This window comes from Paenibacillus thermotolerans, assembly GCF_028745515.1.
In the GTDB taxonomy this organism is placed as follows: domain Bacteria; phylum Bacillota; class Bacilli; order Paenibacillales; family YIM-B00363; genus Paenibacillus_AE; species Paenibacillus_AE thermotolerans.
In genome coordinates this window covers 104306-130485 of sequence record NZ_JAQZSG010000006.1, presented here as the reverse complement: position 1 = coordinate 130485, position 26180 = coordinate 104306, and the positions used below count along the sequence as shown (strand labels likewise).

At 48.5% G+C, this 26180-nt stretch carries 29 protein-coding genes and 1 pseudogene; 7 read left to right on the top strand and 23 right to left on the bottom strand.

What is annotated here, in order from left to right; all coding sequences use genetic code 11:
- Positions 1 to 25 precede the first annotated feature (25 nt).
- The 7 genes from PT964_RS07435 to PT964_RS07405 form a co-directional block, all read right to left on the bottom strand.
- Complete coding sequence (locus tag PT964_RS07435; protein WP_274362706.1) at positions 26 to 523, bottom strand: phBC6A51 family helix-turn-helix protein; 498 nt, start codon at positions 521 to 523, stop codon at positions 26 to 28.
- The gene (locus tag PT964_RS07430) at positions 516 to 893 is read right to left on the bottom strand and encodes a hypothetical protein (protein ID WP_110844198.1); all 378 of its coding nucleotides are present in this window, start codon (positions 891 to 893) and stop codon (positions 516 to 518) included. Before PT964_RS07430 ends, PT964_RS07435 begins: the two co-directional genes overlap by 8 nt.
- A gap of 56 nt (positions 894 to 949) precedes the next feature.
- Complete coding sequence (locus PT964_RS07425) at positions 950 to 1258, bottom strand: hypothetical protein (RefSeq protein ID WP_274362705.1); 309 nt, start codon at positions 1256 to 1258, stop codon at positions 950 to 952.
- A gap of 67 nt (positions 1259 to 1325) precedes the next feature.
- Positions 1326 to 1769, bottom strand: a complete 444-nt coding sequence (locus tag PT964_RS07420; protein ID WP_274362704.1) for a hypothetical protein — start codon at positions 1767 to 1769, stop codon at positions 1326 to 1328.
- Between the two features lie 100 nt (positions 1770 to 1869).
- The gene (locus PT964_RS07415; protein ID WP_274362703.1) at positions 1870 to 2370 is read right to left on the bottom strand and encodes a hypothetical protein; all 501 of its coding nucleotides are present in this window, start codon (positions 2368 to 2370) and stop codon (positions 1870 to 1872) included.
- Positions 2360 to 2698, bottom strand: coding sequence for a hypothetical protein (locus PT964_RS07410; protein WP_274362702.1), 339 nt, complete (start codon positions 2696 to 2698; stop codon positions 2360 to 2362). The genes PT964_RS07415 and PT964_RS07410 overlap by 11 nt, the downstream gene beginning before the upstream one ends.
- Positions 2689 to 2937 (bottom strand): helix-turn-helix domain-containing protein, encoded by a 249-nt coding sequence (locus PT964_RS07405; RefSeq protein WP_274362701.1) that lies wholly within the window; start codon positions 2935 to 2937, stop codon positions 2689 to 2691. The genes PT964_RS07410 and PT964_RS07405 overlap by 10 nt, the downstream gene beginning before the upstream one ends.
- A 688-nt stretch (positions 2938 to 3625) precedes the next feature.
- Between PT964_RS07405 and PT964_RS07400 the strand changes: the two genes are divergently transcribed.
- The 3 genes from PT964_RS07400 (at position 3626) to PT964_RS07390 (ending at position 6488) form a co-directional block, all read left to right on the top strand.
- Positions 3626 to 3751, top strand: coding sequence for a hypothetical protein (locus PT964_RS07400; RefSeq protein ID WP_274362700.1), 126 nt, complete (start codon positions 3626 to 3628; stop codon positions 3749 to 3751).
- A gap of 1559 nt (positions 3752 to 5310) precedes the next feature.
- The gene (locus PT964_RS07395; protein ID WP_274362784.1) at positions 5311 to 5877 is read left to right on the top strand and encodes a recombinase family protein; all 567 of its coding nucleotides are present in this window, start codon (positions 5311 to 5313) and stop codon (positions 5875 to 5877) included.
- A 305-nt stretch (positions 5878 to 6182) separates the two neighbouring features.
- Positions 6183 to 6488: a hypothetical protein gene (locus PT964_RS07390; protein ID WP_274362699.1), complete on the top strand. Its 306-nt coding sequence runs from the start codon at positions 6183 to 6185 to the stop codon at positions 6486 to 6488.
- 34 nt (positions 6489 to 6522) lie between these two features.
- Here PT964_RS07390 and PT964_RS07385 read toward each other — a convergent pair whose 3' ends face one another.
- The 11 genes and pseudogenes from PT964_RS07385 to PT964_RS07335 all read right to left on the bottom strand — a co-directional run bounded on the left by PT964_RS07385 (position 6523) and on the right by PT964_RS07335 (position 15179).
- The gene (locus PT964_RS07385; protein WP_274362698.1) at positions 6523 to 6822 is read right to left on the bottom strand and encodes a hypothetical protein; all 300 of its coding nucleotides are present in this window, start codon (positions 6820 to 6822) and stop codon (positions 6523 to 6525) included.
- A gap of 28 nt (positions 6823 to 6850) precedes the next feature.
- Entirely contained in the window at positions 6851 to 7003 is a 153-nt protein-coding gene (locus tag PT964_RS07380) for a hypothetical protein (protein WP_274362697.1), read from the bottom strand.
- A 139-nt stretch (positions 7004 to 7142) separates the two neighbouring features.
- On the bottom strand, positions 7143 to 7565 hold the full coding sequence (locus tag PT964_RS07375) for a very short patch repair endonuclease (RefSeq protein WP_274362696.1): 423 nt from the start codon (positions 7563 to 7565) through the stop codon (positions 7143 to 7145).
- A gap of 91 nt (positions 7566 to 7656) precedes the next feature.
- Positions 7657 to 8484 carry a hypothetical protein gene (locus PT964_RS07370; RefSeq protein WP_274362695.1) on the bottom strand — a complete coding sequence of 276 codons (828 nt, stop codon included), beginning with the start codon at positions 8482 to 8484 and terminating at the stop codon, positions 7657 to 7659.
- Between the two features lie 33 nt (positions 8485 to 8517).
- Positions 8518 to 9801, bottom strand: coding sequence for a DNA cytosine methyltransferase (locus tag PT964_RS07365; protein ID WP_274362694.1), 1284 nt, complete (start codon positions 9799 to 9801; stop codon positions 8518 to 8520).
- 421 nt (positions 9802 to 10222) lie between these two features.
- Positions 10223 to 11752, bottom strand: a complete 1530-nt coding sequence (locus tag PT964_RS07360) for a recombinase family protein (protein ID WP_274362693.1) — start codon at positions 11750 to 11752, stop codon at positions 10223 to 10225.
- The gene (locus tag PT964_RS07355; RefSeq protein WP_274362692.1) at positions 11709 to 11900 is read right to left on the bottom strand and encodes a hypothetical protein; all 192 of its coding nucleotides are present in this window, start codon (positions 11898 to 11900) and stop codon (positions 11709 to 11711) included. The genes PT964_RS07360 and PT964_RS07355 overlap by 44 nt, the downstream gene beginning before the upstream one ends.
- A gap of 101 nt (positions 11901 to 12001) precedes the next feature.
- Positions 12002 to 12379: pseudogene (locus PT964_RS07350) on the bottom strand (sigma-70 family RNA polymerase sigma factor); the annotation flags it as partial.
- Positions 12380 to 12528: 149 nt separating this feature from the next.
- Positions 12529 to 13488: a Gmad2 immunoglobulin-like domain-containing protein gene (locus PT964_RS07345; protein WP_274362691.1), complete on the bottom strand. Its 960-nt coding sequence runs from the start codon at positions 13486 to 13488 to the stop codon at positions 12529 to 12531.
- Positions 13489 to 13536: 48 nt separating this feature from the next.
- Entirely contained in the window at positions 13537 to 14565 is a 1029-nt protein-coding gene (locus PT964_RS07340; RefSeq protein ID WP_274362690.1) for an anthranilate phosphoribosyltransferase, read from the bottom strand.
- The gene (locus PT964_RS07335) at positions 14562 to 15179 is read right to left on the bottom strand and encodes an ANTAR domain-containing response regulator (RefSeq protein ID WP_274362689.1); all 618 of its coding nucleotides are present in this window, start codon (positions 15177 to 15179) and stop codon (positions 14562 to 14564) included. Before PT964_RS07335 ends, PT964_RS07340 begins: the two co-directional genes overlap by 4 nt.
- Before the next feature lie 316 nt (positions 15180 to 15495).
- On the opposite strand from PT964_RS07335, the gene nirB reads away from it, so the two are divergent.
- Genes nirB through PT964_RS07320 form a run of 3 tightly spaced genes read left to right on the top strand, consistent with a single transcriptional unit; the run spans position 15496 to position 19148 of the window.
- Positions 15496 to 17928, top strand: coding sequence for a nitrite reductase large subunit NirB (gene nirB / locus PT964_RS07330; protein ID WP_274362688.1), 2433 nt, complete (start codon positions 15496 to 15498; stop codon positions 17926 to 17928).
- Between the two features lie 20 nt (positions 17929 to 17948).
- Positions 17949 to 18260, top strand: a complete 312-nt coding sequence (nirD, locus tag PT964_RS07325; RefSeq protein ID WP_274362687.1) for a nitrite reductase small subunit NirD — start codon at positions 17949 to 17951, stop codon at positions 18258 to 18260.
- Positions 18261 to 18281: 21 nt separating this feature from the next.
- Positions 18282 to 19148, top strand: a complete 867-nt coding sequence (locus PT964_RS07320) for a formate/nitrite transporter family protein (RefSeq protein ID WP_274362686.1) — start codon at positions 18282 to 18284, stop codon at positions 19146 to 19148.
- 46 nt (positions 19149 to 19194) lie between these two features.
- On the opposite strand, the gene PT964_RS07315 is transcribed toward PT964_RS07320, so the two are convergent.
- The 3 genes from PT964_RS07315 to PT964_RS07305 all read right to left on the bottom strand — a co-directional run bounded on the left by PT964_RS07315 (position 19195) and on the right by PT964_RS07305 (position 23056).
- Complete coding sequence (locus tag PT964_RS07315; protein WP_274362685.1) at positions 19195 to 20061, bottom strand: DUF421 domain-containing protein; 867 nt, start codon at positions 20059 to 20061, stop codon at positions 19195 to 19197.
- A 156-nt stretch (positions 20062 to 20217) separates the two neighbouring features.
- Positions 20218 to 21861 carry a bifunctional diguanylate cyclase/phosphohydrolase gene (locus PT964_RS07310; protein WP_274362684.1) on the bottom strand — a complete coding sequence of 548 codons (1644 nt, stop codon included), beginning with the start codon at positions 21859 to 21861 and terminating at the stop codon, positions 20218 to 20220.
- 604 nt (positions 21862 to 22465) lie between these two features.
- Positions 22466 to 23056 (bottom strand): DUF5317 domain-containing protein, encoded by a 591-nt coding sequence (locus tag PT964_RS07305; protein ID WP_274362683.1) that lies wholly within the window; start codon positions 23054 to 23056, stop codon positions 22466 to 22468.
- 309 nt (positions 23057 to 23365) lie between these two features.
- Here PT964_RS07305 and PT964_RS07300 point away from each other — a divergent pair, with 309 nt between their 5' ends.
- Positions 23366 to 24208, top strand: a complete 843-nt coding sequence (locus tag PT964_RS07300) for an AraC family transcriptional regulator (protein ID WP_274362682.1) — start codon at positions 23366 to 23368, stop codon at positions 24206 to 24208.
- 64 nt (positions 24209 to 24272) lie between these two features.
- Here PT964_RS07300 and PT964_RS07295 read toward each other — a convergent pair whose 3' ends face one another.
- Complete coding sequence (locus PT964_RS07295) at positions 24273 to 25358, bottom strand: Gfo/Idh/MocA family protein (protein ID WP_274362681.1); 1086 nt, start codon at positions 25356 to 25358, stop codon at positions 24273 to 24275.
- 39 nt (positions 25359 to 25397) lie between these two features.
- Positions 25398 to 26165: a sugar phosphate isomerase/epimerase family protein gene (locus tag PT964_RS07290; protein WP_274362680.1), complete on the bottom strand. Its 768-nt coding sequence runs from the start codon at positions 26163 to 26165 to the stop codon at positions 25398 to 25400.
- Positions 26166 to 26180: the final 15 nt, after the last annotated feature.

Here is a 26180-nt window from a genome sequence, read left to right as displayed (position 1 = left end):
AGACGACCCGCCAATCATCGGCGGGTTAGTTTTCATTCTTTCTGCGATTGTGGAACTTCACGACGTTGCCGCCCATAACTTCCTTCTTCAACGCTTCCAGTTCGGCGTCAAGTTCAGCGTCAGACAGCTTTTCAAGCGGTTCGGAAACTTTGTGAACCTTCTGGACAACTTCTGACTTATTGACGTTGATACCCTGCATAACAAGATACATCTCAATCGCTTTAAGGTCGCCGCGCTTGGCCTTCTTCGCAAGTGCGCTGAGAACGTCGGGTAAATCTTCCGACTGGATTTCTAGCGCTCGTTCCCGTACTGCAAGTTCAACTTGTCGCTTGTCGCGGATTCTTCGCAGGTGTCTTTCGGAAATCCCCAGCGTATTAGCGATTTCACGGTAAGACTGTTGCGGTGACTTACGTGCAAGCAGCTCGACCGCCCTGATTTCTGTTACAGTAAGACCCTTCATGTATGGACGAGGGTCTAATTCTTCGGTTTCTGTTTGGTCGTTCTTTCTCACATCTTCATTCATCTTTTATCACCCCCTGACGTGTTGCTTTTGACGATGCGTGTTTACTTTCCCGAACACGTTCGCTCCGGTTCTTATAGCGCCTATCAAACGCTTCGATTTCGCGATTTACCTTTTCCAGTTCAAGGTTTAGTAAACGCATTTCCTTGTCATGACGTTCACGTTCTTCGGACGTCATTTTTACCCGTCTTACTGCGGCTTCCCTGCGCCATTTTTCTTGATGGATTGCCCGTATTTTAGCTGCTTCCTCTGACGATGCGAAAGCGGTTCTTTCCGCGTAATTCATAGCCATGTAAATATCGAATCCGTAAAGGGCAACGCTGATTTCACTTAAAAGCTGGTTGACTTCGCTCCAACGCTCTTGGTCTGTCATACAACCGCCCCCTAATACGAAAAAAGGAGCCGGGGAGACCCCGACACCCTTATATGTTAAGCGTTTAAGGAAAGTTCCATGTCGCAAACGCCCTCGTTTGTAACCACAACGTAAATATTGACCGTTTCTTGGAACCCGCGTGGCAAAGTACGGAATTGGAACGCATAAGTACCGTCGGCGTTGGCGCTCAATACTTCTTTACCGTCAACGATAACCGAAACGGTTTCACCCGCGGGAATGTTCGAAATGACAGCTTTACCTTTGAAGTCAATCCCACTTGAACCGCTATTAGTTTCAACGTGGTTAATAAGTTTTACGTTAGCCGAACCGTTAACGCGACTAGCGACGGATAGAATATGTTTCATGTGTATAGACCCCCCTTATAATATTGTCACGAAGACAGTAATCGCGCCGCAAACTAACGACGCCTGATTATTGATTCATGTATTTCGCAAGTTCGGTGCTAATTGCTTCAAGCTGCTTTTGAAGTGATTCTATCTTCGCTTTGTCGCCTTGTTCGTATTCGAAAGTTACACCCACATTAGCGGCGGCTTCTTTCGTCGAGCGATTCGTATTATCTTTGTTGCCCGCCAACTCTTCCGCTGTAATGGTCATTGTTGATTGTGCTTCATTCGCTTTACGCGCTTCGTCCGCCTTGGCGTATCCGTCCATAAATAATTCAGCAGTGGAAACGTGTTCCCCAGCGTCAATACGTTTGCGAATATCCGCTTGATATACTTTCCGTCTTTCCTCCGCTTCGTTTACGACTTGACCACTTGTAGCTGCGTACCCCGCGGATAACAGTTTCCGAATACTTTTCGCTTCGGCGTCACACATAGCAATATCATTCTTTATGTCTTGAATTGTCTTCGTCATGGTTTAAATCCCCCCTTGGTAAGCATTGACCCATTCGGGCAACTTTCCATCTTTGTAGGCGTCTGTCACCGTTTGAGGAAGTACGCCATATTCACCGCCGTCATAAGGAACCGACGGAACCATTTGACCGTTGCGGAATCCACCCGTCGTATAACGATAGAACATAATCGACGGACTCGCTTTCGACGTTATGCAAACCCTTAACGGCAAGTAAGTATTCCGCCAAGCAACGTTTAACGTGTTCAGCTTGCGCTTCATGTTCCTTAACAAGCTCGGCTCGACGCTTCTCGGCGCGTTCCTTCATCGCCGGGATAAGTTCAAGCAACGCTTGGGTACGTCCGCGACGGTTGAAGTTATTTCGTTTTTCAAGTTCTTCGATTTCGTCGGCAATCTCACGAATACGCTTCTTCAACTCGGCCTGTTCCTCTGCGGTAAATATATCGCCGCCCGCTTCTTCTTGATAAAGCCTATCGTCATATTTTGCTTTCAGTTCCCGAAGCTCGGTACTCAACTTATCCGTCCGTTTTTTATTTTCGGCAAACCGCGTATCGAAGCGTTCCTTTGTTGCCCTGAACTCTTGAAACAAGTCTTTAATTCCCATTCAAACATCCCCCCTCGGTAGGTTTTGGAAAGTTGTATTTCCGTTTGTCCGTACAAGCATTTTTCAGCTTCGATTTTTTCCGGGATAATCCCGCATTATTTTGAATGTCATACTCGATTGCTTGACGTCTTTTGGCTTCATACATTGGCAAATCTTCTCGAAAGCTTTCAAACGATAACCAGCGCCGATTAAACGGTGTCATTTTGAGATTCCCGTTTAAGTCAACTCCACCAACGAACAAAGCGCGAACCACTTCAAGAATTGAATCATTGGTCAAGTCGTCATTAGTAGCGGTGTCCAAGGCGTTAGTAACGTCTTTTAACGCCATCTTAGCCCCCCCCCTTCGCCGAATGGTTTAACCGCGGATTTAAGCGCTCTAAGCCTTTCTTTATCTACGTTGAATACCCGGCAAATATGGCTAACTGTTTCTTCGGTCGCCGCTAAGTCGCCACGTTCAATTTTGGAAATAGTGCTGTACGACAACCCGATTCGATTTCCAAATTCAGCTTGAGTCAATCCCGCGGTTCGACGTATTAGTCGAATTTCGCTTCCGTCCAGATGCTTCATTCCATTTCACACCCCCTAGTCAAAAAATTGGATATAAAGGGTAAAGAAAAAAGCCCCAAACGGAGACCGTCGGGGCGAAGCGCGGGTATGTGCGTTGCTTTACCTGATACGTATAATGTGCGGGTCAGCTTTTCGTCAGGGGCAACCGCGAAACAGCATTCGCAAGGAAGCTCGCACATTACATATATGGGCTATCAAATATTTTGACAAGTAAAGAAATTAAAAAATGCAACGCCGACCCCGTTGCAGGAGGGAAGGCGCCGCGGAACTTTGGTATTTGTTTTTATTTATATAATGTCGTTGTTCTTTTCAACAAAGATTAAGGTATTGAAATTTAGAGTGTCTGCGTAGCAGTCGCCGAAGGCGATATTCTTCTTTGTGTCCGAAGGACATACTTTGCCTTAAATCCTTACGGCGCTTCTATCGAAGCGAACTTAATCTAAATGCTTAATCGTAATTCTCAACTTTTAACCTAAACGTCTAACTTAACGCTATATTAACGTTTATGTCTACGTTATATAGGTGGGCAGAACAAGTAAAATACAATGCTATAAATGTGAACATTTTATGAATTTTGCTTAACATTGAAAAAACCCAGTATTGGCGCGGCTTTTCAGCGTTACCCCGGCGACCCCTGACGACGAAGGATACTTGTCGGACTTTTACGTTTCGAGCGCTAGAGTGAGTAATGTCCGTAGGGCTTTACATAGTCAAAAATCATGCAATCTACGCCAATATCGAAAACAAGCGCGACAACGATTCGATTGCGAAGGAAATCGCCGAGCTGGAACGCTTGCTTGGTGGGGAACAATAAGGGTGTATGTAATCTATACACCCTTCGTTATCTGGGACGCTCACTTTATGAGTATCCCTGTGTTGGTTGATGGGGAATAAGTGTGTATGTATTTGTGACCCACCTTAAAGGGACGCTTGCTCGGCAGGTTACATATAGAATCCGTTAAAAGTAGCTTATCTTTCGTTATTATACGACATAGAAAAAGGGTCTACATATTATTTAGACCCTTTTGGAGCGTTTGCTTAGCTAGGATGAGTGCATCGCTCACCCCTTCGTTATCTATGCCTAATTCATCGGAATATTAACGGACGTTAAAGGGGGAGGGCGTCCCTTACGGGGTTAATGTCGTCGCCTAACGGCTCCGATGTACCTTTGGCAACCTTTAATAATATCTTCGTTGGTAGTGACAACGACATTTTTAAGGGGAAAGTAATAGCCGTGGCAAGGCGTCGAAGACGCCGCAGCCCCGACCCTTCGCCAAAGGCGATAGGGGCGGTATTACCGACGCTATATTTACGAAGTAAATATATTATGAATGGTTCTTGTTATATATTGTTCTTCTTTGTGTCAAGAGTCACGGACAATACTAACGTATAATTTCGTTGACATTCCCCATATGTCTAGTGTCAAATTCTACGGACATTACCCGTTCGAATAATGTCAACAATTACAGACAATACCCAAAGGGAATTAGACGCCAAGGAACGTCCATAGGCGCCTAATTCAATGGGTACAGCGGCGACAATATCGCAGGGATATCGTTGGGATGGCGTCGGGGATTACGCCGGGGAACGTCGGGGAACGTTCGAATCATTATGTCTTTGATATGACTTCGTTTGTGACGCTATGGTACGTATTCTTTGCGTTTATGTTTCGTTTTTGTCACCGCCCCGGCTCCCCCTGGCATCCCCCTTACCGCTACCCAATACCCATCGTTGGAAGACGTATATGAGGGTCAAAAAACGGCTATTTTAGGCATTTAACGGTCGGGGAGAGTAAAGATGCCGGGGCGAGAAAAAGGCGCCTTATAAACAAAATTAGAAGCTCATTAGGGCAGCGTAATAAATACGTTGTCCCCGGCCTATCCCTTAACGTTGAATAAGATAACAAGGGGCTAAGGAATCCTTAGTACCTATCGCTAGAGGGCTCAGCGTTCAAACCAACGCAGCTTTGACTGTCAATACAAATGACAGTCATGGCGATACATCGCTAAATCTTTTAATTAAAACCTCGTTTTCCGAAAATAATACGCAAATTGTAAAGGCACTTTCGGCAACAAAACACCCCCTAGCCCCCCCGGTGGTAGCCCCTTCCCTTAAACGACGAGAAGACGCCGACAATATGCCGACGCCTTTCCACGGGAGGTTGCCTTATGCAATGCGTAGAAACGGCGAAGTGGTGGCGCCGTTCCCGCTTCAATATGTCGTTTTGTAAGCGTTAATTGTGACGCTGGACACTCAACGCAATCATAACTTTAGAGTATTGACACCGTTTCGTCGCCCCAATAAAATCAAGGTATAAGACGTATTCATAACTTATACTCAATAGTAAAGGGGCGAATACATATGAATAAAACAATGAAATACGGATACGCAAGGGTATCGACGAAGGGGCAGGATTTAACCGCACAGATTAAGGCGTTAAGAGCGGAAGGCTGCGAGGTGATATTCCAAGAAAAGTTTACAGGCCAACGTCAGAAGGATTTCCAGCGTCCCGAACTGAATAAACTGCTCCAAACATTGAAGACAGGGGATAGTCTTGTAGTAACGAAGCTAGACCGCTTCGCACGTTCAGCGAGCGACGCAACAAGTATTATTGAAGACCTGTTCGATAAGGGCATTCGTGTCCATGTTCTAAATATCGGCATAATCGAAAATACGGCAACAGGCAACCTCATATTCAACATATTTATGGCGTTCGCTCAGTTTGAACGGGATATGATTATTGAACGGACACAGGAAGGAAAAGCAATCGCCAAGTTATCGCCTGACTTCCGCGAAGGCCGTCCGAAGAAGTTTACCCGTAAACAAATCGAACATGCCTTATCGCTTCTGGAACGCCATTCCTATACGCAAGTAGAAGCAATGACGGGAATAAGTAAATCGACGTTGATACGCTCTAAAGCTAAAAGTCGCCAAGCCTAATACGGTGTTGGCGGCTTTTCTATTTCGTAACGTCCGGGTTCATGTGGTGAAACAACGTTAGAATGTCGCGGAAAGTTAAGCATGGCAAGGGTTTGCGCGGTCTTGGCGTTTTTGACGAAGTGGGACGTATTTTGACCGTCTCGCGGTCGGGAACGTAAATCCAACACCGCTCAATTAACATAACAATAACTCGTAATCGCTCTTAATCATTGGCGGTTAAACACCATGTTTAGCCGTAAAAAACGAAATCACGGCTGCGTGTTTATATGCTATATTAAAGAAAAATCAACGAAAAGGGTGTTTTTATGAGAGAAGTTGAGTTTAGACTATACTTGGAACAAGACAACGCAATAACCAGTAAGAAGAAGTCCGTAAGCTCCAAAGTCGGAAAGGCGCTAATCGTTGAACGTGAGCTGAGCGTTGACTTAGACGACATTGTAAAGGACGACGAAAAGACCTATCGCTTACTACTCTCCGTCAAGGAAAAGCTGAACGACGAATTATATCATGGCGTCTATCAAAATTCTGTCAGACGTTACTATACCTTTGTTAACGGCAAGGAGTTCCCGACGCTAAAACAATTTGAGCGCAGATTCAGAAAGGCTACATAAACAAACGTCCCCGCACATCTGTACGGGGCATGGGCTACTTCAAACACAGTCCACAACGCTTATATGGCAATCCCTTATCGACCATTTCGTCTTCCAGCTCTTTAATATCGGTCGAACACAATTTATGATGTTCCGGCGTTACAAGACGGTCACGATTTTCGCTTCGCGACTCGTCCAACGATGAACAATAACGTGCCGAATGAATAACGTTCTTAGTCGATGTGGATTGCGGATTCCACGTGTTGATGTTCAATACGAATCCGTCGGGATTATCTTTTCTCCAATTCAAATATTGCTGCTTCTCGTCTTCCTTCTCAAAACTAACAATCGCCATATAAATAGCTCCTTTCGTAACGGGGCGCCTATTTAGCGCCGGATTTCAGCTTGTTCTCGTTAACGACCTTCCAGACGTAATTCGTATATGTCTTCAACTCGCGAGCTATTTCCACCTGTTTCATGCCCAAACTATATAAGCGTAATATCTGTTCCTTTTTCGTCATCTTTTCGTGTAGCATCGCTTAATTCCTCCCTGAAGCGTCTTAACAAGATTATATTACTAATTGGAGTATCGCGGTAGTAATTGGTGTGTTGTGATTGCCTGTTGTGACAAAAACATAAAATAAAAACGCCCTAACCGTAAAGAAAGGGCGTTCGTTAAGCTTCTCGTTTAGCATTCTCAATAAAATGTGCAATATCATCAACAACACCGTTAAAATCCACTTTCATTTCGTGTTCCCATACACGTAATACATGCCAGCCATTTTTTCTGTAATACGCGGTAACTTCCTCATCGCGTTGTTTGTTTCTTTCAATCTTATTTATCCAATATTGCTCATTGCTCTTAGACATCTTGCAATGTTGTTCGCAACCATGCCAATAGCAGGAATCTACAAAAACAACAACGTTATACTTCTTTATTGCTATGTCAGGCTTTCCAATTAAGTCCTTGACGTTTTTCCGAAAACGCAGACCTCGGTGCCACAACCCTTTTGAGATGCGTTCCTCCAGAGTTGTTCGTTTTGAGCGAACTGCTGCCATTATTTTGCTTCGAACTTCCCTAGAAACCCTATCTGCCATCTTACCACCTACACGAAAAGTTATTTCTATCGTCTAAAATGGTAACTGATATCACGGTATAAAGTAAGCTGAAATTTATGTAAAGAGCGACTTAAAGCAAGTCCCTAAGTTTCTTTACATATTCGTCAGATATTTGATTCGAGGGAACGAGTTGATAATGTTTTTCGTCAACAATCTGGGCATTATAGTCTTCGCAATCCAAATGGAACATGCAAATAACATTATCGTCCAAATACTGGACAGCTATTGGTGCGCAAATGAGATTGGTGAATTTCTTCTCTAGCGAACAATAAGTAATGTCTTGTTTGAGTTGAACAACGCCAATTTTATCTTTCGGGCCTTTTGCTTGAACGGGGATAACAAAATGCTGACCCTTCTTGTTAATTCCGACGTATAACTCGTCAATTTCTATTTGTCCAATTCCCTTAACTGTTGTGCGCAAATGGTTCTGTAAAGAGAAAGTTGTAATTCCGAGAAAAATATCAATGAGCCGGTTATATCGTACTTTACTTAGAACACCCTGCTCGTCAGTTATACTGTAACGCTCAATAACTTCAGGCGTATTATCGGGAATTTTAATTTTCTGCAAAGCATGGTTTGGTTCAATATATGGTGTACTGCTCAGTTTGAAGGCATATTTAGCTCGTCCTTCGCCTATAATAATCCACGTTTTTCCGGGAGGAGCTGACGATACGATTTCTTTCGGCAGTACATTCCGGTAGCGAAAACTGTATAAGATATCGCCAGGATTTTTAGGAACAGCCACACCTAATGATTGACACGTTGAAATTAAATCATCTCTAGTAAATTCAACCGAGCTATCCCCAACAACATACTTGTTGGTAAATATCTCCCTCACTATTTGCACATAACGATTTTCTTCTATGTCCGATGAATAACTAGACTTTTCTTCCCCCAAGAAAAATCACCTCCCCTTGCCTAAATATTTAGATTATACGGTCTTACGTTGTCTTGTTCCGATAACATCTCTTGGTACGTTAAAATATTGCGATGCGTTTGTCATGTCCATTTTAAGCAGGTTTTCATCGCCCAATTCTATAGCGATATCGGGCTTTACAATAGTCAATCCCATTGCTTTGACGAGCTGCTTCGCTATTGCACGCCCTAATAGCGGCGGCACGGAATTACCAACTTCTCTAAATCCATGCCACTTCGTTACGTGAAGTCTGAACCAATCAGGGAAGGAATGGATTCGTGCTGCTTCTCGCACGCTGATACAGCGATTATGCAACGGATGGATAGGCCTTGGACTGGTATATGCGCCGCGCTTACTGTCGGTTCCCGCACGTAAAGTATTACAAATACCGTCTACGTGCAATTTGAAGAAACGACTTATTGGCTCCACTTCGCCGCCGTTAGTATTGGAAAACCGTTCTTTAGAAACATCGGTGTGTTCCGTCCTCAAAGAGCTTGTCAGCAACTTATTATTCCAAATCCGAGGATATGAATAATCCTCTGAATCAACCTGCTTTCCATTAAGACAGGAAGCATAGCTACTCTCAGGACGGTAAACGAAAGGAATCGTATCGGAATTTACTAATTCCTTGTAATTATCAATATTGGGCAAGTCCTGAATTGCTTCGCTAATAGACGGACACCAAGGCTTCTCGGGAGCATTCATACCCTCAACGCCCTTTTTACCGCGGATGGTTGTCATTATCTCAGGATAGCTCGGTTGCTCAACGTCATTTCGATAACCGAGTATAAACAATCTTTTTCTGTCCTGCGGTACACCATAGTTGGCTGCGTTCAGCACTTTATAGGGCATAACTACTTTATAATCAGTAGTTTCGAACTCTTTAATAAACTGGATTAGCGTGGACTTTGCATCGCCAATCGTGAGACCCGAGACGTTTTCCATAACGAAATAACGCGGTCTTGTTTCCACAACGAGACGAGCGAAGTGACCGACTAGTGCATTTCTTGGGTCGTCAATTAGTCGCTTCCCAATCAAAGAAAACCCTTGGCATGGCGGGCCGCCAAATAATACATCCAATTGTCCGACTTCCAAACCTGCTGCCTGTAAAAGTCTCTCCCCTGATAAATTAACGATATCCTCACACAATACTGCTGTATCAGGGAAGTTATACATATGAACAGCGGCATGGATTGGGTCAATTTCGACTGCCGCGCGAACGTCAAACCCCGCTTGCTCAAATCCTAAAGACATTCCACCCGCACCAGCAAAAAGGTCAATAGCAGTTGGTCTTGCCATAAAAATAATTCTCCTCCTTCTTGGCGCGTAACACCTATATAACTCTCATATTTTATATTAAATCTACTTTCTATGAAAGTCGCAGACTAATTTTTATCGGCGCCAACGGTGTTCCGCCCCGACTTCATCGAAACTATTTGCCGTATTCATTTCAATCATATTTTTGGTCGTACAACTGTTTCTTACAGTCCGGGCACTCTACCGTACACTTGCGTTCATAATCCATTTTTTCTGTTGAAGTTAATCCCTCTGGATAAGCTTCGACTTCCTTGACGAGCATGACGCCTCCGCAAGAACATAGGTACATACATTGTCATTCCTTTACGCTAGTTTCTTCATACTACTTATTTCGACAATAGAATACCTGTTCCCTTCTTTTCATACGGAAAATAAAAAATTGGCTGCCCGTAATCGAGCAGCCTTAGATACGAACAAATTCTACCTTTCCATCTCCGTAAACCCTAACTTCACGGAAAACCCGCCGAACAAAATCCCTTTTTTCTGAAAGGCTTAACGATTCAGGTGCGCTCTTTTGAAGAAATTGTTCTACCGTTTCCAATAGAACTTCCTCGCTGAATTTTTCATCTTCAAAATGCTTCAATTGCTGAACGATTTGTTCTAAATCTTCCCGGAGGCGTTCCTCTTTTTCTTTCAATTCCTTTAGTTGATTACGAATTTCTTCTTCGTCAACTACATCGGAATTATTCATCATGAAGCTAAGCAATTTCTTGCGGCCAGTCTTAATTCGTTCAAGCTCGCTGGTAATCCTTTGCTGTTCAAGCTCCTCGTATCTCACAACGTCTGTTCCAAGTGTATCTTCGCTCGCCGCGGCAGCTTCCGCAAGTACTGCGCCTTTATTCGTCATGACGTTTACAAAGGTATCCCACACGAACGAGTCTAAGTCCTCGCATTTTATCTTGTTCCCACAACCGCGGTTCTTAGCACCTGCTGTATTCTTAATATCCGTATATTCAAAAATGTATTTTCCCCAGTTCTTTGACTTCCTGCCGGTCATTGTATTTCCGCAATCGCCACAACGAACGAGACCGCTTAAAAAATATTCGTTTTTTGGCGCACCGGAAGAGCGGCGTCTGGATTCCTCGATTAGCTTTTGAGCATACTCGAAAACGTCAGCGCCAATAATTGAAGGGCAGGGAACGAGTATCCAATCTTCAACTGGGCGTAAAGTCATCGCAATACGGTCTTCTTTGCTCTTGAACCTATTCCCTAACATCCCTTCGGTATTCCAACGATTCTGATAGAACTCGCCAATATAAGCTCTGTTCATCAGTATTTGTCTAACCACTTGACGATGCCATACGCCTACGTCACGCTTTGTAGGCACGCCGTTTTCGGTTAACAATAACGCTATTCCGTTAATCCCCTTAACCCTGCCTTGAGGGTTCGTAAACAACTCGAAAATCAACTTTACGACGTTTGCTTCCTGTTCATTGACCTCGAACCGTTCGTTTTCTTTGTCGTAAGTGTACCCATAAACTTGGTAATCACGCACGACGCGACCTTGACGCGCCTTTTCTCGTCTACCGCGTGACATACGTTCGTTAATTAACCCCTTTTCGTATTCCGCAAATGAAGCCTTCATGTTAAAGAAAAATTTCCCCATCGGCGTTTTGTCATAATCGCCACTTACGAAGGTGAGTTCCGCCCGTCTTTCAAACTCATTAGTAACGATAAGTGCGTTCATTAGGTTACGCGAAAGACGGTCAGGGTCATAGACGTATACCTTTGAGATAAGACCTTCTTTTACGTCTCGACGTAGTTTCGTTAAGGCCGGACGCTCAAGGAACTCGCCAGAGTATCCATCGTCAACGTATTCAATGACGTCTGGTGGATTTCCTGCCTTCTCGCGACATTGCCTGACTTGGTCTTGGAGGGAATAGCCCGTCTTAGCTTGTTCTTCCGTCGATACCCTTGCGTAAACTGCTATCATGTTTTGAACGTTGCTCCTTTCTGATGTATTTTTTGATATCGTTATAGCAGTCGATTAGGGCTTTGTCGGTAGCGTCGGATTCAATAATGACAGCGTAGAGTTTTGCCGCATCTATTTGCCCCTTGTTACCTTTTGCCCCCTTGCTCATACAAAACGCCCCCTTAAACCTTGTCCATGTTGGTTGCGTTTCGTTATGTCGCAAGGTAGGGGGCGTCTGTGACGCGAGGCTATGTAGTTTTTATTGAATCGCTTTTTCCATTTTTTTACGCCCACATCTGACCTTGATATCTCATTTTCAATGCAGCGGGCGGAGAACGTGGCGAGCTTGGTGCCCTTATCCGGCTGAAAGCTCTCGATCGCTTTAATCAAACCGATGGTGCCGATGGAAATCAAATCCTCGAGATCTTCGCCGGTATTGTCGAATTTTTTGACAATATGTGCCACCAACCGCAAATTGTGCTCGATTAAGATGTTCCGGGATTGCTGATTTCCTTCCGCCATTCGTTTCAAATGCTTCATTTCCTCTTCTTCCGTGAGAGGCTGCGGGAAGGCGTTGTTTTTCACATAGGAGACTAACAACATCAGCTGCTTAATGAACAGCGCAATCGTTGCAAATAAACCAGGCACGAACGAACACCCCCTGAAGTGTTACCCCGCCCGCCGTTCGAACGGCTGGGGCCGGAGCATCCCTACATTGTATGTGGGCGCCTGCCTATTCGTGCCTGTACCTTAAACCGATTTGATTTGATCAGAGTTTGCTGCAGCAAGCTTCCCGTTTATTCGGAGCTGACGTTCATGCCGTAGTCCACAACATCATCGGGCGCTTTCAACGGAATCATTAGCTGCTTCTCGACGCTGCCGTCTTTGGCGCTGTAAACGAACAAGATAAGCGACAAGTTAGGCTGAGACGCCTTCTCATAGTTAACCTCGAATCGGAATCGCCCCCACGCAGGCGCTCCTCCGTCGGCCGTCTCATGGCCTTCCGCAAGTATATCGTGGCCGTCCTCCAGCTGCCAGCTGAAGGCGGCTTCAAATACGCGGGCCGCTCCTTCTACCGTGAAGCCGGGCCCCGCTTCCGTTTCCGGCTGCGGCGAAAATAAGCGGAACGCATCGTTCTCGGCCGCAATCACTTGCCCGGAACGGCCGTCGATGCGCACGTCGACCGGTTGTTCGACGGCCTCGTACGACGCGAGTACGACCGACCATACGGCGTTTTCCGTATCCGCAGCCGCGTCTTTAACGGCCCTTGCGGCCGTTGCCCCGGTTTGCGATTGCAGGGCGGCCTGCACGGCGGCGGTGCGTCCGACGAAGCCTTCGGCGGGAATCTCGTCCTCCTGCTGAAGCACGATTTTCGCCGCTCTCCCCTGCATCGGGTACGATTCCGCAATCGGCCCGGAAGCCCACGCTTCCACTTGAGCACCTACGCCTGCGTCTTCAGCCGATATTGTTTCTCCTTCGCTCGTAATCAGCTCTGTATGCTCATCGACGGTCAGCGAATAGGCATCGATAAACGAACCGCCGTCCTTTTCAACGTAGGCCGTAATCAACCAGCGGTTTCCGTCCTTCATTACGATGTTCCCTTTGTCGATCAGTTTGGCCGCTTCCGATGAAGGCACCGGTTGGGGCTCAGGCTGAGGCTCCGGAGCACCGCCTAGGCCCCCTCCTTGCGCGCACGAAGCCAGCAATACGGCTGCGCAAATCAAAGCGAAACAAAGCGGACGATATCTTTTTTCCATCCTATTCATCTCCTTTGCACTATAAACGCCTCGGGAGATGCTTTTGTTTCAGTTCTGCTTCCAAATCAAGAGCCTTTTCCACCGTTCAAATCGTTCCCGAGGCGCACCTGAATCCATCAACCCTTTGCAAGTGTACAACGCCTCCTCCAAAGAACCGGCGCGCCCCGAATGGTACAGCCGATAAGCGGCGTTCAGCAGCACTTGGTGAATGAAGCCCAAATCCGCATCCCCGCGCAATACCGCTTCCGTCACTTGAAGCTGCAGCTCGCTCGTCCAGGCAAGCTCCGGAACCGGCGTGTCGAGACCAAGGCTCTCCGGATTGATGACGTGCAGCGAATTCGCGCCGTTCTCCACAATGTACGTCCGCGTCGGGCGATCGATGAACAAATCCTCGGAGCCTTCCGCCCCCTGAACGATCATTGCTTTTTTATAATTCAGCTTGGTCAGCAATCGCGTCAGCCGGTCGATGACCGTATTGTGATACACGCCGAAAACTACATAGGGCGACCGTCCGAAGTCGATCAGCTTTTCCGCCGTATTCAACACCGTTCGCATGCCCAGCTCCTCCCGAATCGGGCGCAGCTGCTTAAGAGGGGGGCACCATTGCTCGGCAGCCGCATACAAAACTCCGGTTTCTTTGGCCGCCCGAATCCATATATCGCGCTCCGCGCTGTCGGGGTCGATCCCTATAAGCCGCAGTAAATCGTGCAGCGTCGTCCCCCATTTCGGCGGCAGCGATGAGGTTCCATGCAGCGTAACGGGGAGCCCCGCGGCCGCCAACACGAATGCCGCGGCAAAGGTGGCGTAAAACGACTTCTTCCTTCCGTCGTACGGGCCGGCGCAGTCGATTCCTTCCTGCACCGTCTCGCGGTGCGCCTCGCTCCGGCAAACGGCGACGAAAGCCTCCAGCTCCTCCACGCTCTCCATTTTGATTCGTTCCGCAATAAAAAATGCGCCGATTTGCGCGGGTGTCGCGGTCAAGCTCATAATCGCCTCCGCCGCCTCCAACGATTCCTCATAAGTCAAATCGCGGGCGCCGCGCTTCCCTCTACCGACCTCTTTTAAGAGATGGATCATTTCGTTTTATCCCCTTTCCCGTTGCTCTTATGCATCAATTCATACGCCTTTACGAGCGATGTGGCAACATCGACGAGCCGTTTGCGTTCATTCATGGCTTGCTTGCGAAGAAGATCATAGGCTTCCGGTTCCGTAATTCCTTTCGTTTCACTCAGGATGCCCTTGGCCGTGTCGATCCACTTCCGGTCCTCGAGCCGGCTCAGCAGCTGCTCCCGCTCGTTCTGCCATTCCAGGCGGTCGTAAAAGTGCTTGGCGCAAAAATGCAGCGCCCAATGGATTTCATGCCCGTTCATGGAAGGCGTAAGAAGCCCGTCTATCACGATATCGTCCTCGCAATCTTCAAGGGACTGCGCTGCTGCGGATTCGTCGCACCACCATAGTATAGGCGTAGGCTTATATTTTGCAAGATAAACGGCCCAAAGCTTAATGGCCGAGACGGGCAGGTGAAATACGACGGCGTCCGCGCCGATGATCAGCTTCTCCGCTTGAGCTTTCAGATGTGTATGAGTGACGATATACCCGTTGGACTTCAGCAATCGTTCCGGCAGTTGTAATGTTGAGGACGTTCTCTCCGGGGCATGCATCGCGCTTTTGATCACCAACAGAGAATGCACTTCATTTCCCCCTTTTTCGGAAACGTAACTGACTACATATCGGATTAAATGTCAATAAACATCACATTAACTTATACCATATCGGAAATAAAACTGTCCATTTCTTCTTTTTCGATAAATCTGTGTCATAAATATTAACATATTGGATTGACGCATGGTTCAGATCTATTATATATTCGGATCATCATATCGAGAATACAACGGGGTATTCTCTGCAAAGGCAACGGAGCCTGCTATCATGCCATGGAATATATATTCCCATGGAATGGTGCGGGCTTTTCTGTTTTTATCATTCGTTTCGGAAGGAGCTGCAACAATGACCGTGGAGAAAAAGAAGCTGGTACTTGTCGGAAACGGAATGGCGGGCGTTCGGGTGATCGAGCATGTCCTCAAGCTGGCGCCCGATGCATACGAAATTACGATTATCGGCGCAGAGCCCCACCCCAACTATAACCGGATCATGCTGTCCTCCGTACTCGCAGGCGGAGCCCGCATGCAGGAAATCGTCATCAACGATTGGGACTGGTATACAGAGAACGGAATTCGATTGCATGCAGGCCGCCGTGTCATCCAGATCGACAAGGACCGCAAAAGGCTGACCACGGACCAAGGGATAACCGTACCCTACGATAAGCTGATTTTGGCGACCGGCTCGAACCCTTTTATGCTTCCGCTCCCGGGCGCGGATAAAGAAGGAGTCATGGCCTTCCGGGATATGAAGGATTGCCGGGCGATGATGGAAGCGGCCGAAACCTATAAGAAAGCCGTCGTCATCGGAGGCGGACTGCTCGGCCTGGAGGCGGCCAGAGGGCTGCTTCATCTGGGGATGGACGTTTCCGTGGTGCACATTCACCGCTATTTGATGGAAAGACAGCTGGACGAGACGGCCTCCAAGATGCTTCAAACCGAACTGGAGAAACAAGGAATGAAGTTTTTGCTCCAAAAACATTCGGAATCGATTCAAGGGCGGAAACGGGTTAAAGCGCTTCGGTTTACGGACGGCAGCCGAATCGAAGCCGATCTGATCGTCATGGCCGTCGGGATTCGTCCGAACGTGGAGCTTGCGGCATCCGCAGGCATTGCCGTAGAACGCGGCATCGTCGTGAACGACTGGATGGAGACGAACGTTCCGGACATATACGCAGTCGGCGAATGCGCGGAGCACCGCGGTATATCCTACGGCTTGGTCGCACCGCTCTACGATCAAGGAGCGGTGCTGGCCAAACGATTGGCCGGCGTCGAAACCAAAGGATACGCAGGCTCGGTCACGTCCACGAAGCTTAAAGTATCCGGCGTGGACGTGTTCTCGGCGGGCAGATACGACGAACCGGCAGGGTCGCGGGCGTTGAAATATCAAGACGAAATTAACGGGGTATACAAGAAAATCGTGCTCAAGGACGACCGATTGATCGGGGCGGTCTTGTTCGGCGATACCGGCGACAGCGCCGAGCTGTTTTCGCTGATCAAGAGCGGCGAACCGGTTGCGGGACGCGAGAAGGAGCTGCTTCTGGGAATGCCTGTAGGTGCCGCCGGAGGGAAATCCGTCAACCGGCTCGAGCAGTTGGCCGGCGATGCGATCGTTTGCGGCTGCAACGGCGTGTCGAAAGACACGATCATAAGCGCCATTCTCGATAAAGGATGCTCGAGCGTCGGAGAAGTGAGAGCGTGCACGAAAGCGTCGGGCTCCTGCGGCGGCTGCAAGCCGGACGTCGAAGGGCTGCTCAAGCTGTACGGCGGCGAAGCCGCTTCCGCAGCCGTCAAAGAAGGCATATGCGGCTGCACTTCGCTCGATCGGGACGAGATTGTCGCGGAAATGAAGCGGATGAAGCTCAAGAGCGTTCTGGAAACGATGAACGTGCTCGGATGGCTGCGTCCGGAAGGCTGCTCGAAATGCCGGCCCGCGCTGAATTATTATCTCGGGATGCTGTGGCCGGACGAATATGAGGATGAAAAAGAATCGCGGTTCGCAAACGAAAGATACCACGCAAATATTCAGAAGGACGGCACGTTCTCCGTCGTACCTCGCATCTACGGCGGCGTAACCTCGCCCTCCGAACTGAAAAAAATCGCCGAGGTCGCAGAGAAATACGATGTGCCGATGGTCAAGGTGACGGGCGGTCAGCGGCTCGATTTGCTAGGCGTAAAGAAAGAGGATCTCCCGAAAATTTGGGAAGAGCTCGATATGCCGTCCGGGTACGCTTACGGCAAGGCGCTGCGAACCGTGAAAACGTGCGTCGGATCGACCTTCTGCCGCTTCGGCACGCAGGACTCGATCGCGATGGGCGTCCGGCTGGAGAAGCAGTTCGAGCGGCTGAACACGCCTGCGAAAGTGAAGCTTGCCGTGTCGGGCTGTCCGAGAAACTGCGCGGAAGCAACCATCAAAGATTTCGGCGTCGTCGCCATTGACGGCGGATGGGAGCTGCATGTCGGCGGCAATGGCGGCGTCCACGTCCGGGCGACCGATTTGCTGTGCGTCGTAAAAACGGAGGATGAAGTCGTAGAGTGGGCGGGCGCCTTTTTACAATATTATAGGGAAAATGCCAAGTGGAACGAACGTACGTCGGTGTGGATCGAACGGGTCGGTCTGGAATCGGTGAAGCGGGCGCTTGAAAATCCTGAAGACCGTCACGCGCTGTTCGAACGAATTCGCCATACGCTGAGCTTGACGAAGGACCCGTGGAAGCAAATCATCGCGCAGGAAGAGCTGCGCAAAAACTTCGTGCCGTTGTCCGAGGTGCAAACCGTATAGCCTAAGGAAGGTGGTTGGGAATGACGAAACATCAAGTCGGAGCGTTGAACGATATCGATCCGCTAGGCTCGCGCACGGTTCGGATCGAAGGAATGAATATCGCCCTCTTCCGGTTGTCGAACGAAGAAGTGCTTGCCGTCGAAAACCGGTGCCCGCATAAAGGCGGCGTGTTGTCCGAAGGAATGGTATGCGGCGGGAAGGTGCATTGCCCGCTCCACGATTGGAAAATCGATCTGCGCAGCGGAGAGGCGGAAGAGCCGGACGAAGGCAGCGTCCGAACGTTCGCGGTTGATATCGATCGAAGCACCGGTTCAATTTATATCACCTTGTAAAATGAAAGGGGCGGTTTCGGGATGGATTACATTAAACCGGCGCAAGTCGTCGCTGCCATGGTGGAGACAGGTACGGCAAAGGCTCATCTCGACGCAAAAAGCATGCTTCTTCGAGGCATTCTGGCCGGAGCGATCCTCGCCTGCGCCACGACGTTGGCGTTCACGGCATCGGCCCAAACAGGCATTCCGATAGCAGGAGCTCTAATTTTCCCCGTCGGATTCGTCATCATCGTTCTGCTCGGGCTGGAGCTCGTCACCGGCAGCTTCGCTATGATTCCTCTCGCCGTGCAGCAAAAAAAAGCGTCCGTCAAACAGATGTCGGCCAATTACGGTTGGGTGATTGCCGGACATCTGATCGGCTGCGCCGCATACGGATTGCTGTACGTCCTGATCGTTACGAAGCTGGGAACCGACGTAAACCAGCTGCCGGCACAGACTCTGATCCGGACGGCCGAGGCCAAGACGATCGCCTATAAAGAGATGGGCGCAAGCGGCATGCTGCTGGTGTTCATCAAAGCCGTCCTCTGCAACTGGATGGTGACGCTCGGCGCCGTCATGGCGCTGACCTCCGGCTCCACCCTAGGCAAAATCTGCGCCATGTGGCTGCCGATCCTCATCTTCTTCGGGCAAGGATTCGAGCATGCCGTCGTAAACATGTTCGTCATCCCGGCCGCTATGATGGCAGGCGCCCAGGTAACGTTTGCGGATTGGTGGATTTGGAATCAGATTCCGGTGCTGATCGGGAATTTTCTAGGCGGCGCCTTGTTTACCGGCTTTATGCTGTTTTGGTCCTACAAGGACTTTCGGCAGCCGGAAAGCAATCCGTCCGAAGCGGTTCGCTCCCGCTTGAACGCCGCTGCCACCCCGAAAGCGGACCAAAGCGTATGAGCACGGGTTACGGTCAATATAGCCGGTCGCAAAGGAAGCTTCCGATTTATTGAATCGGAAGCTTCCTTACCTTTTCTATAGCCTGTTTGATCTGCGAGATGCATTGCTCATATTCCGCCAACGTTTGCGGGTCTTGTGTCGCAGTCGTTTGGCGCAGCTGCTCGACATCCCCTTTGCACTTCACCAGCTGCGCCAGCATGACGGCTTTTTGCTGCTTTTCCGGAAGCTTAACGGAATCGTCGAACAAATCGATGTACAGATGGCCTTGATCGTCAACCTGCCCTAGGAACACATCATCCAACGTAATGCCGAGCTTCTCCAGCTCCGATTCGAGCCACTGCCGGTTGTAACCGCTCTGCTGCAACGGTTCTTGCATGACCTTTCGGTCCATCACAAGCGTTTTCGGCTCTTTCTCCTTCGGAGGCTTTAGCCCGAGATCCTTCATCGTAAGCGGACGGTTTTCCTTCTTCAGCAGCACGTTAATATCGCCGTTTGTTTCCATTAACGCAAATTCTACATCGGCCGTTCGAAACACATTTTTATTTCTTAACTGCTGCAGAAGCTCATCCGTCGTCAAACGCTCTTTTTTCAAGTTGTTCTCAAGAATTTTTCCTTCCTTGATCAACACCGTCTCTCTGCCGTCCGCCCAATTTCTGATTCTTTTGCTCTTCAGTTGAACAAACTCCATCAGAATGGAGAAGCCTACCCAAACCCCCAACGCTATGATCCCGATCAACCAATGAGCTTTCAAATCGGTCGATATGTAAGCAGCCAAGCTGCCGACCGTAATTCCGGTAATATACTCAAACACGGACAACTGTCTGACTTGCCTTTTCCCGAGCATCTTTGTTAGCAAAAACAAGAAAATGACGGCTACCAGCGTGCGTATCGCAACCTCTAAATAATCAGACATGACTATCCACCCTTATTCGCCATGAAATAGAAGCTAAAAGGTAGTATGCGTCTTCCGGCGGCAATCCATCCTGATGGAAGAGATGAAAAAATGCCGGACTACCGGAACCATTTCGCTCCGGCCATCTCGGCATTATTTGCGTCTGATCGCTGCAGTTTATCCCGCAGCATTGCTGTTCAGCGGCTCGCCGTCATCGTGTAAGCCGCTTTTGTTTTTGATGATGGAAATAAAAGGCTCGACATACACCGGATCGAACTGCTTGCCTGCATGCAGCCTCAGCTCGACGATCGCTTCTTCGAACGTTTTCGTTTTTTGATACGGACGTTCGGTCGTCATTGCGTCGAACGAATCGATAATGCACAATATGCGCGCCAGCTTAGGAATTTCCTCGCCCTTTAGCCCTCTTGGGTATCCTTTGCCGTCATAACGCTCATGATGCAGCTCGATCAGAGGGAGCAGCTCCTTGAACTTCTCGTTTGTCGATGCGATTTCTTTGCCCCACAGCACGTGCTTTTTGACCATTTCCCATTCGTCCGGCGTCAGCTTTCCCTTTTTGTTCAAAATATCGCGCGGTATTTCCAATTTGCCGATGTCGTGAAACAGCGCTCCCAGCACGAGAGTTTTCTTCTCGGCATCGTTCAGCGGAAGCACGTCGCACATTTCGATAGCGTAACGATATACCCGTTTGCTGTGCTGGAACGTGTAAATATCTTTCGATAGGAAGATGCTGAGCTGCTGTTCGATTTCTCGCAAATCCTGCTCAATATCGATCGCACGCTGCAGAAGCGAATCGTCGCTGTAGGAGTGAACGCAGTTTTTACCTTGAGCCTTTGCATAATACAATGCTTGATCGGCACGGTCGACCAGTTGGTTTTTGTCGTAAATATCCCTCGTATACTGCGCAACCCCTGCTGAGAACGATAAGCAGCCGTGCGGGAACAATTCCACGCCTTCAAAATAAGTATCGTTGACGGTCTTCCGCAGCCGGTTGACGAACACGGTCGCTTCCATATCGGCCATACCCGGTAATATTAATGTGAATTCTTCCCCGCCATAGCGGGCTATCACGATATTTTTTTGTTCGCAATGCTCCTTCAATAAGCCGCCGAAAAATTCCAGCAGCTGATCTCCTTTAAGGTGACCGTACGTATCGTTATACTTCTTAAAGTCGTCAAGATCCAGCACTACGACGGAAAACACGGCGCCGTCCTCTTTGCTTTGCTTTAATTGCGTCTCCAATGCTTCTTCGAAATAACCGTGATTATACAACCCGGTCCGCTGATCCTTGATCGCCCGTTCGGCTACGCTGCTGTACAGCTTAAACAGCAGTTGGAATGACTTGGAAATCAGCACGGCGATGCACATGAACAGGAATAAACCGAAGAAATCGTAATTTTCCATAAGCATCGTCAATACGAGCGACAGCATTAGCGTGCTGAAATAGGCGGACAGAGACTCCTTGATCATTCCGTTGAAGATGGTGTAAAGCTTCTGCTTCGTTACCAGGTTCACGAATAGACTGATCAGAAATATATTAACCAGAAAATAAACAATAAGGCAGACAACATAAGTATACAGTTTTAACGGTTCAAGCTCGCCTACGTTCCCTTTCAAAAAAATGAAAGTATTCCAAGCACAAAAAATCATAACGGAATACATTGAGAAATTGCTGATGTGCTTCCAGTGTTCCTTCTTTTTCAGGTTTAAAAAGTAGTAGACGACATAACTTAAGAAAAGAGCGTACATTGCAAAATTTATGCCGTACACGAACAAAGCGGCAAGAATTACCGCAGAATCCATCGACTGGCGCGCGCCGCTGGGCGGGAGCCGAAATGAAAGATAATTTAAAGTCACGATCGATGCGACAAGAGCATATAAAAGTACCCATTCCCCAAGTTCTCCCGCTCCTATAGGGAATTTGCTATAAACGACAAATGAGAATATTCCCGCTGCCGTTAGAAATAGAAAGTAGATGTTTCTCGGTAAAACAAGCCTAGACCATACCTGTTTCCATGTCACAGGTGCTTCCCCCTAGGAGTCTCTAATAGGGTTAATTATACTAAAGAAATGTTGAAAATTATACATAAAAAAAACACCGGGTACGCGGCCCAGTGTTTATTTCTATTTTCATTACCAATCGATTTGGTAACCGGATGTAAGAGCGATAATTACGGAAGCAATAATGATTGCGTTGATTGCAAGTTTCCCAAATTGAATGCCTTCGAGTCTTTTTTTCATATTAATATCCTCCCTTATGTATGTTGGTATTTTACCAATCGATTTGATAACCGGAAGTAAGAGCGATAATAACGGATGCAACAATTACTGCATTGATCAACAATTTGCCGAATTGGATACCTTCCAGACGTTTTTTCATACTCGATTCCTCCGTGTATTTTGAAATTTAAACACTCTCTTGTAGAGCGTCTTTCGAACCTTTGCGAGATGCGGAAACCATGATGCTCTGTAAGTACATGAAGATTCCCACGTTCATGACGATGTCTCCGATGCTGATCACTTGCGTTCTCGGATAAGGCGGGGTCAACGGAATGATATCTCCCAGGAACGGCAGCCTCGTATCTTCCATAAGCATCGCGTGCTTATAAACGACCTCATTGTTCTGCAGCAGATCCGTGAAGTAAGGTCCGAGCACCTTCGCTGCTTCTAAAGAAACCGGCATTACTCCGCCGTTCAAGGCCATGACCAAGAAGTTCAGGAACACTCCTGCGAATATCAGCTTAAACCCGCTCTGACTCCAGTTCAGGTACAAAAACAAGAGTCCGATCACATAGACCGCCATATAGAAGTATCCGCTGTAATCCGTAAGCCATTCCATCCGGCCTTGCAGGAAATAAACCAAAAACTGTGCCAAGAGAAGAACCGGGAACACCCAACCGGCTTTAAGCTTTAGCTGGGATAATCCTCTTAACCCCTGCAAAAAGCCTCCTCTTATAAAACCGACGATCAGCCCTATCACGATTCCGTCAAATACCATGTAGTTTCACCGCTTAGTTGTTGTCCTAGGATGTTCATATCATATCATCACGCTTATTATTTTGTCTAGTACTTTTTAACTAAAATGTAAAAATTTTTTTATTTCTAAATTTTTCTATATCGAATTAACGCTTTGATATACAAATGCTTTATATAACTTCACAAAATATGCCAAAAAATAAGAGAGCAACCCTTACAGGCTGCTCCCGCTTTGCACGAAAATCATAGCCAAACATAAGCTGCTAAAAATCTTCGCTGTTACTCTATTATATCTGCTACAATATGTATGACTAGTAGGAGGAAACGCGCCATGGAAACACAAGATATTGAGGTTTTATCCGCCGGTTATTCCTATCATACAAGACCGTTCCATTCTTCCGCAAGAGACGGTTTGCAGCAATACTTGTTTCGTCTGCAGAGCGAAGGAAGCTGCTTTGCGCTCATCGACGGGAAGATGACCTTGATCGAAACGGGCGACCTCATGCTGTTTAAACCAACGGATACGTACGAGCTGCTCATCGAGCCTGCCGCCGGAGAATCGGCCGACCAGTCCAAGACGTCAAGCGGAGACTACTTCCTGTTTTGCCGCGGCTCTTGGCTCGATCGGTGGTGGAGCCGAAACAAACCGCCGCAGCGGTTGAAGGTGCCGCTCCATTCCCACTGGCTTCCCCAATTTAGAAGCATTGTGGCGGAAAGACGCAATAACGATGTAATCGGCGCTTCCATTACGGAGCATTTGATGAAGGCGCTTTGTCTGAACATCGAACGGTTTTTGTCGCTTTACGGCGCTTCCCCCTCGGAAGGACGCTCCTTCTTGGCGCTTCGCATGCGAACGTTTATAGAAGAGCACGCGCTCTCGAGCTTCTCCGTCTCGGATGTGGCCCGGCATGCCGGGTTAAGCGTCTCGAGAACGGTCCACCTGTACAAAGAAATATTCGGCAAAAGCATCATGCAGCATGCTATGGACGTGCGTCTTGAGGTTGCAGCCGAACGTATGCTGTATACGCCGCTAACGTTGGAGCAGGTTGCCGAAACGACCGGCTTCGGCAGCTATTCTTATTTTCACAGGTGCTTTAAAGATAAGTTCGGTTGTTCCCCGAGAGAATTTCGCAACAGCCGGCGCGAAGCCAAAAGCGATTCCTTGCGGTCCTGACAGTAAAAAAGCTCGGAGAACGGATTTTTCATCCGTCCTGCCGAGCTTTTGCATTTCGTTTCGATTAATCGAAAAGTACCGGTTTGCCGGTTTTTGCGGACTCGTAAATCGCCTCAAGAATTTCCGTAACGACAAGCGCTTGCTCCGGCTTAACGACCGGCTCTTTGTCGTTCAGGATGCAGTCGATCCACGTTCTTGCTTCGAGGTCGGAGTCCGTCTCTGCGCGGCCTTCATAGAAGGCTACTCCGCCCGCTTTCAAGTCTACCTCGTTCACGTACAAACGGCTGTAACGCTCCCCGTTCAAGCGGAGCCCGTTCTCCATGTCCGCGCCGCCTTCGGTGCCGCTAAGCGTACATTTCGCTTCGCCGACCGCGAGCGTATTGAGCGCCCAGCTGGATTCCAGCACGATCGTCGCACCGTTCTTCATCGTAATGAAGCCGAACGCGGAATCCTCCACGTCGAACTTCTCCGGATCCCACGGACCCCAAGCGTTCGCCGCGTCCTTCTTTTTGCCGAGCTTGTAGTATACGTTGCCTACGACGCTCTTCGGCTCATAGTTGTTCATCATCCAAAGCGTCAAGTCGAGCGCGTGAGTACCGATATCGATGAGCGGACCTCCGCCTTGCTTCTCTTTGTCGAGGAATACGCCCCATGTCGGTACGGCGCGGCGGCGAATCGCATGCGCCTTCGCGTAATAAATTTCACCAAGCTCGCCTCTGTCGCAAACTTGCTTCAAATATTGGCTGTCGTTGCGGAAACGGTTTTGGTAGCCGATCGTAAGCTTCTTGCCTGTGCGCTTCGCCGCTTCAACCATCTTGCGGGCGCCTTCGGCCGTCTTCGCCATCGGCTTTTCGCACATGACATGCTTTCCGGCTTCCAAAGCGGCTACAGCAATCTCCGAGTGCGAATCGTTCGGCGTACAAACGTGAACGACGTCGATCGTCGGATCTTCGAGCAGCTTGCGGTAGTCCGAATATACCTTGGAGCCTTCCACGCCGTATTGAGCCGCAGCTTTCTCGGCGCGTTCGATTTCAATATCGGCAAACGCGACCATCTGCGCCGCTTTCACTCTCGATAAACTCGGCATATGCTTGCCGTTGGCGATGCCGCCACAGCCGATAATACCAATTCTAACAGTTTCCTTGCTCATCTCTCGAATTCCTCCCATGAATTAAAAGTGAAATGTATGTTAGCGTAATCCTTGTTGCTTCATCCATTCGATCGAATTCGCCACGCTTACCAAAGGCGGATTCTGCTTGCAGACGTCCTGCTCGACGATCAGCCATTCGGTGCCTGCAGCCGCAGCCGCTTTTGCGATTCCCGGCAGATCGACCGTACCGGTGCCGAGCTCGACGGTTTCCGGGTGATCGCCCTCGCGCTTGTAATCCTTGAAATGCACAAGCGGTATACGGCCGCTATATTGTTGAATATAAGCAACCGGGTCTACGCCTGCATTATGTACCCAGCATGCGTCAAGCTCCACTTGGAGCAAATCCGCAGGCACCGTGTCGTAAATGTAATCAAGCATCATTCGGCCGCCGAACTTGACCTCAAGCTCGAAGGAATGGTTATGGTAGCAGAGGATCAAGCCGCGTTCTTTGCATTTCCTGCCGATTTGCTCCAGCTGGGCGCAAACCTCGCGCAGGCTCGCTTCGTCCTTATAGCGGCTTTCATCCAACCAAGGAACAGCTACATACTTGCTTCCTAACGTTATATTATACTCGATTTCCTCATCCGCTGCAGACAGCATTCGGTCGATGGAAATATGCGCCCCCAATGAAACCAGTCCGAGGCTGTCCAATTCGGCGCGGAGCTGCGCCGCAGACAGTCCGCCATAGCCGGCAAACTCCACACCTTCGTATCCCAATTCGGCTACCTTCCGCAGCGTCCCGACGAAATCTTTCGCGGTATCGTCGCGCAGCGTATACATTTGCAATCCGACTTTCGCTCTGCTCACACCGATTCAGCTCCT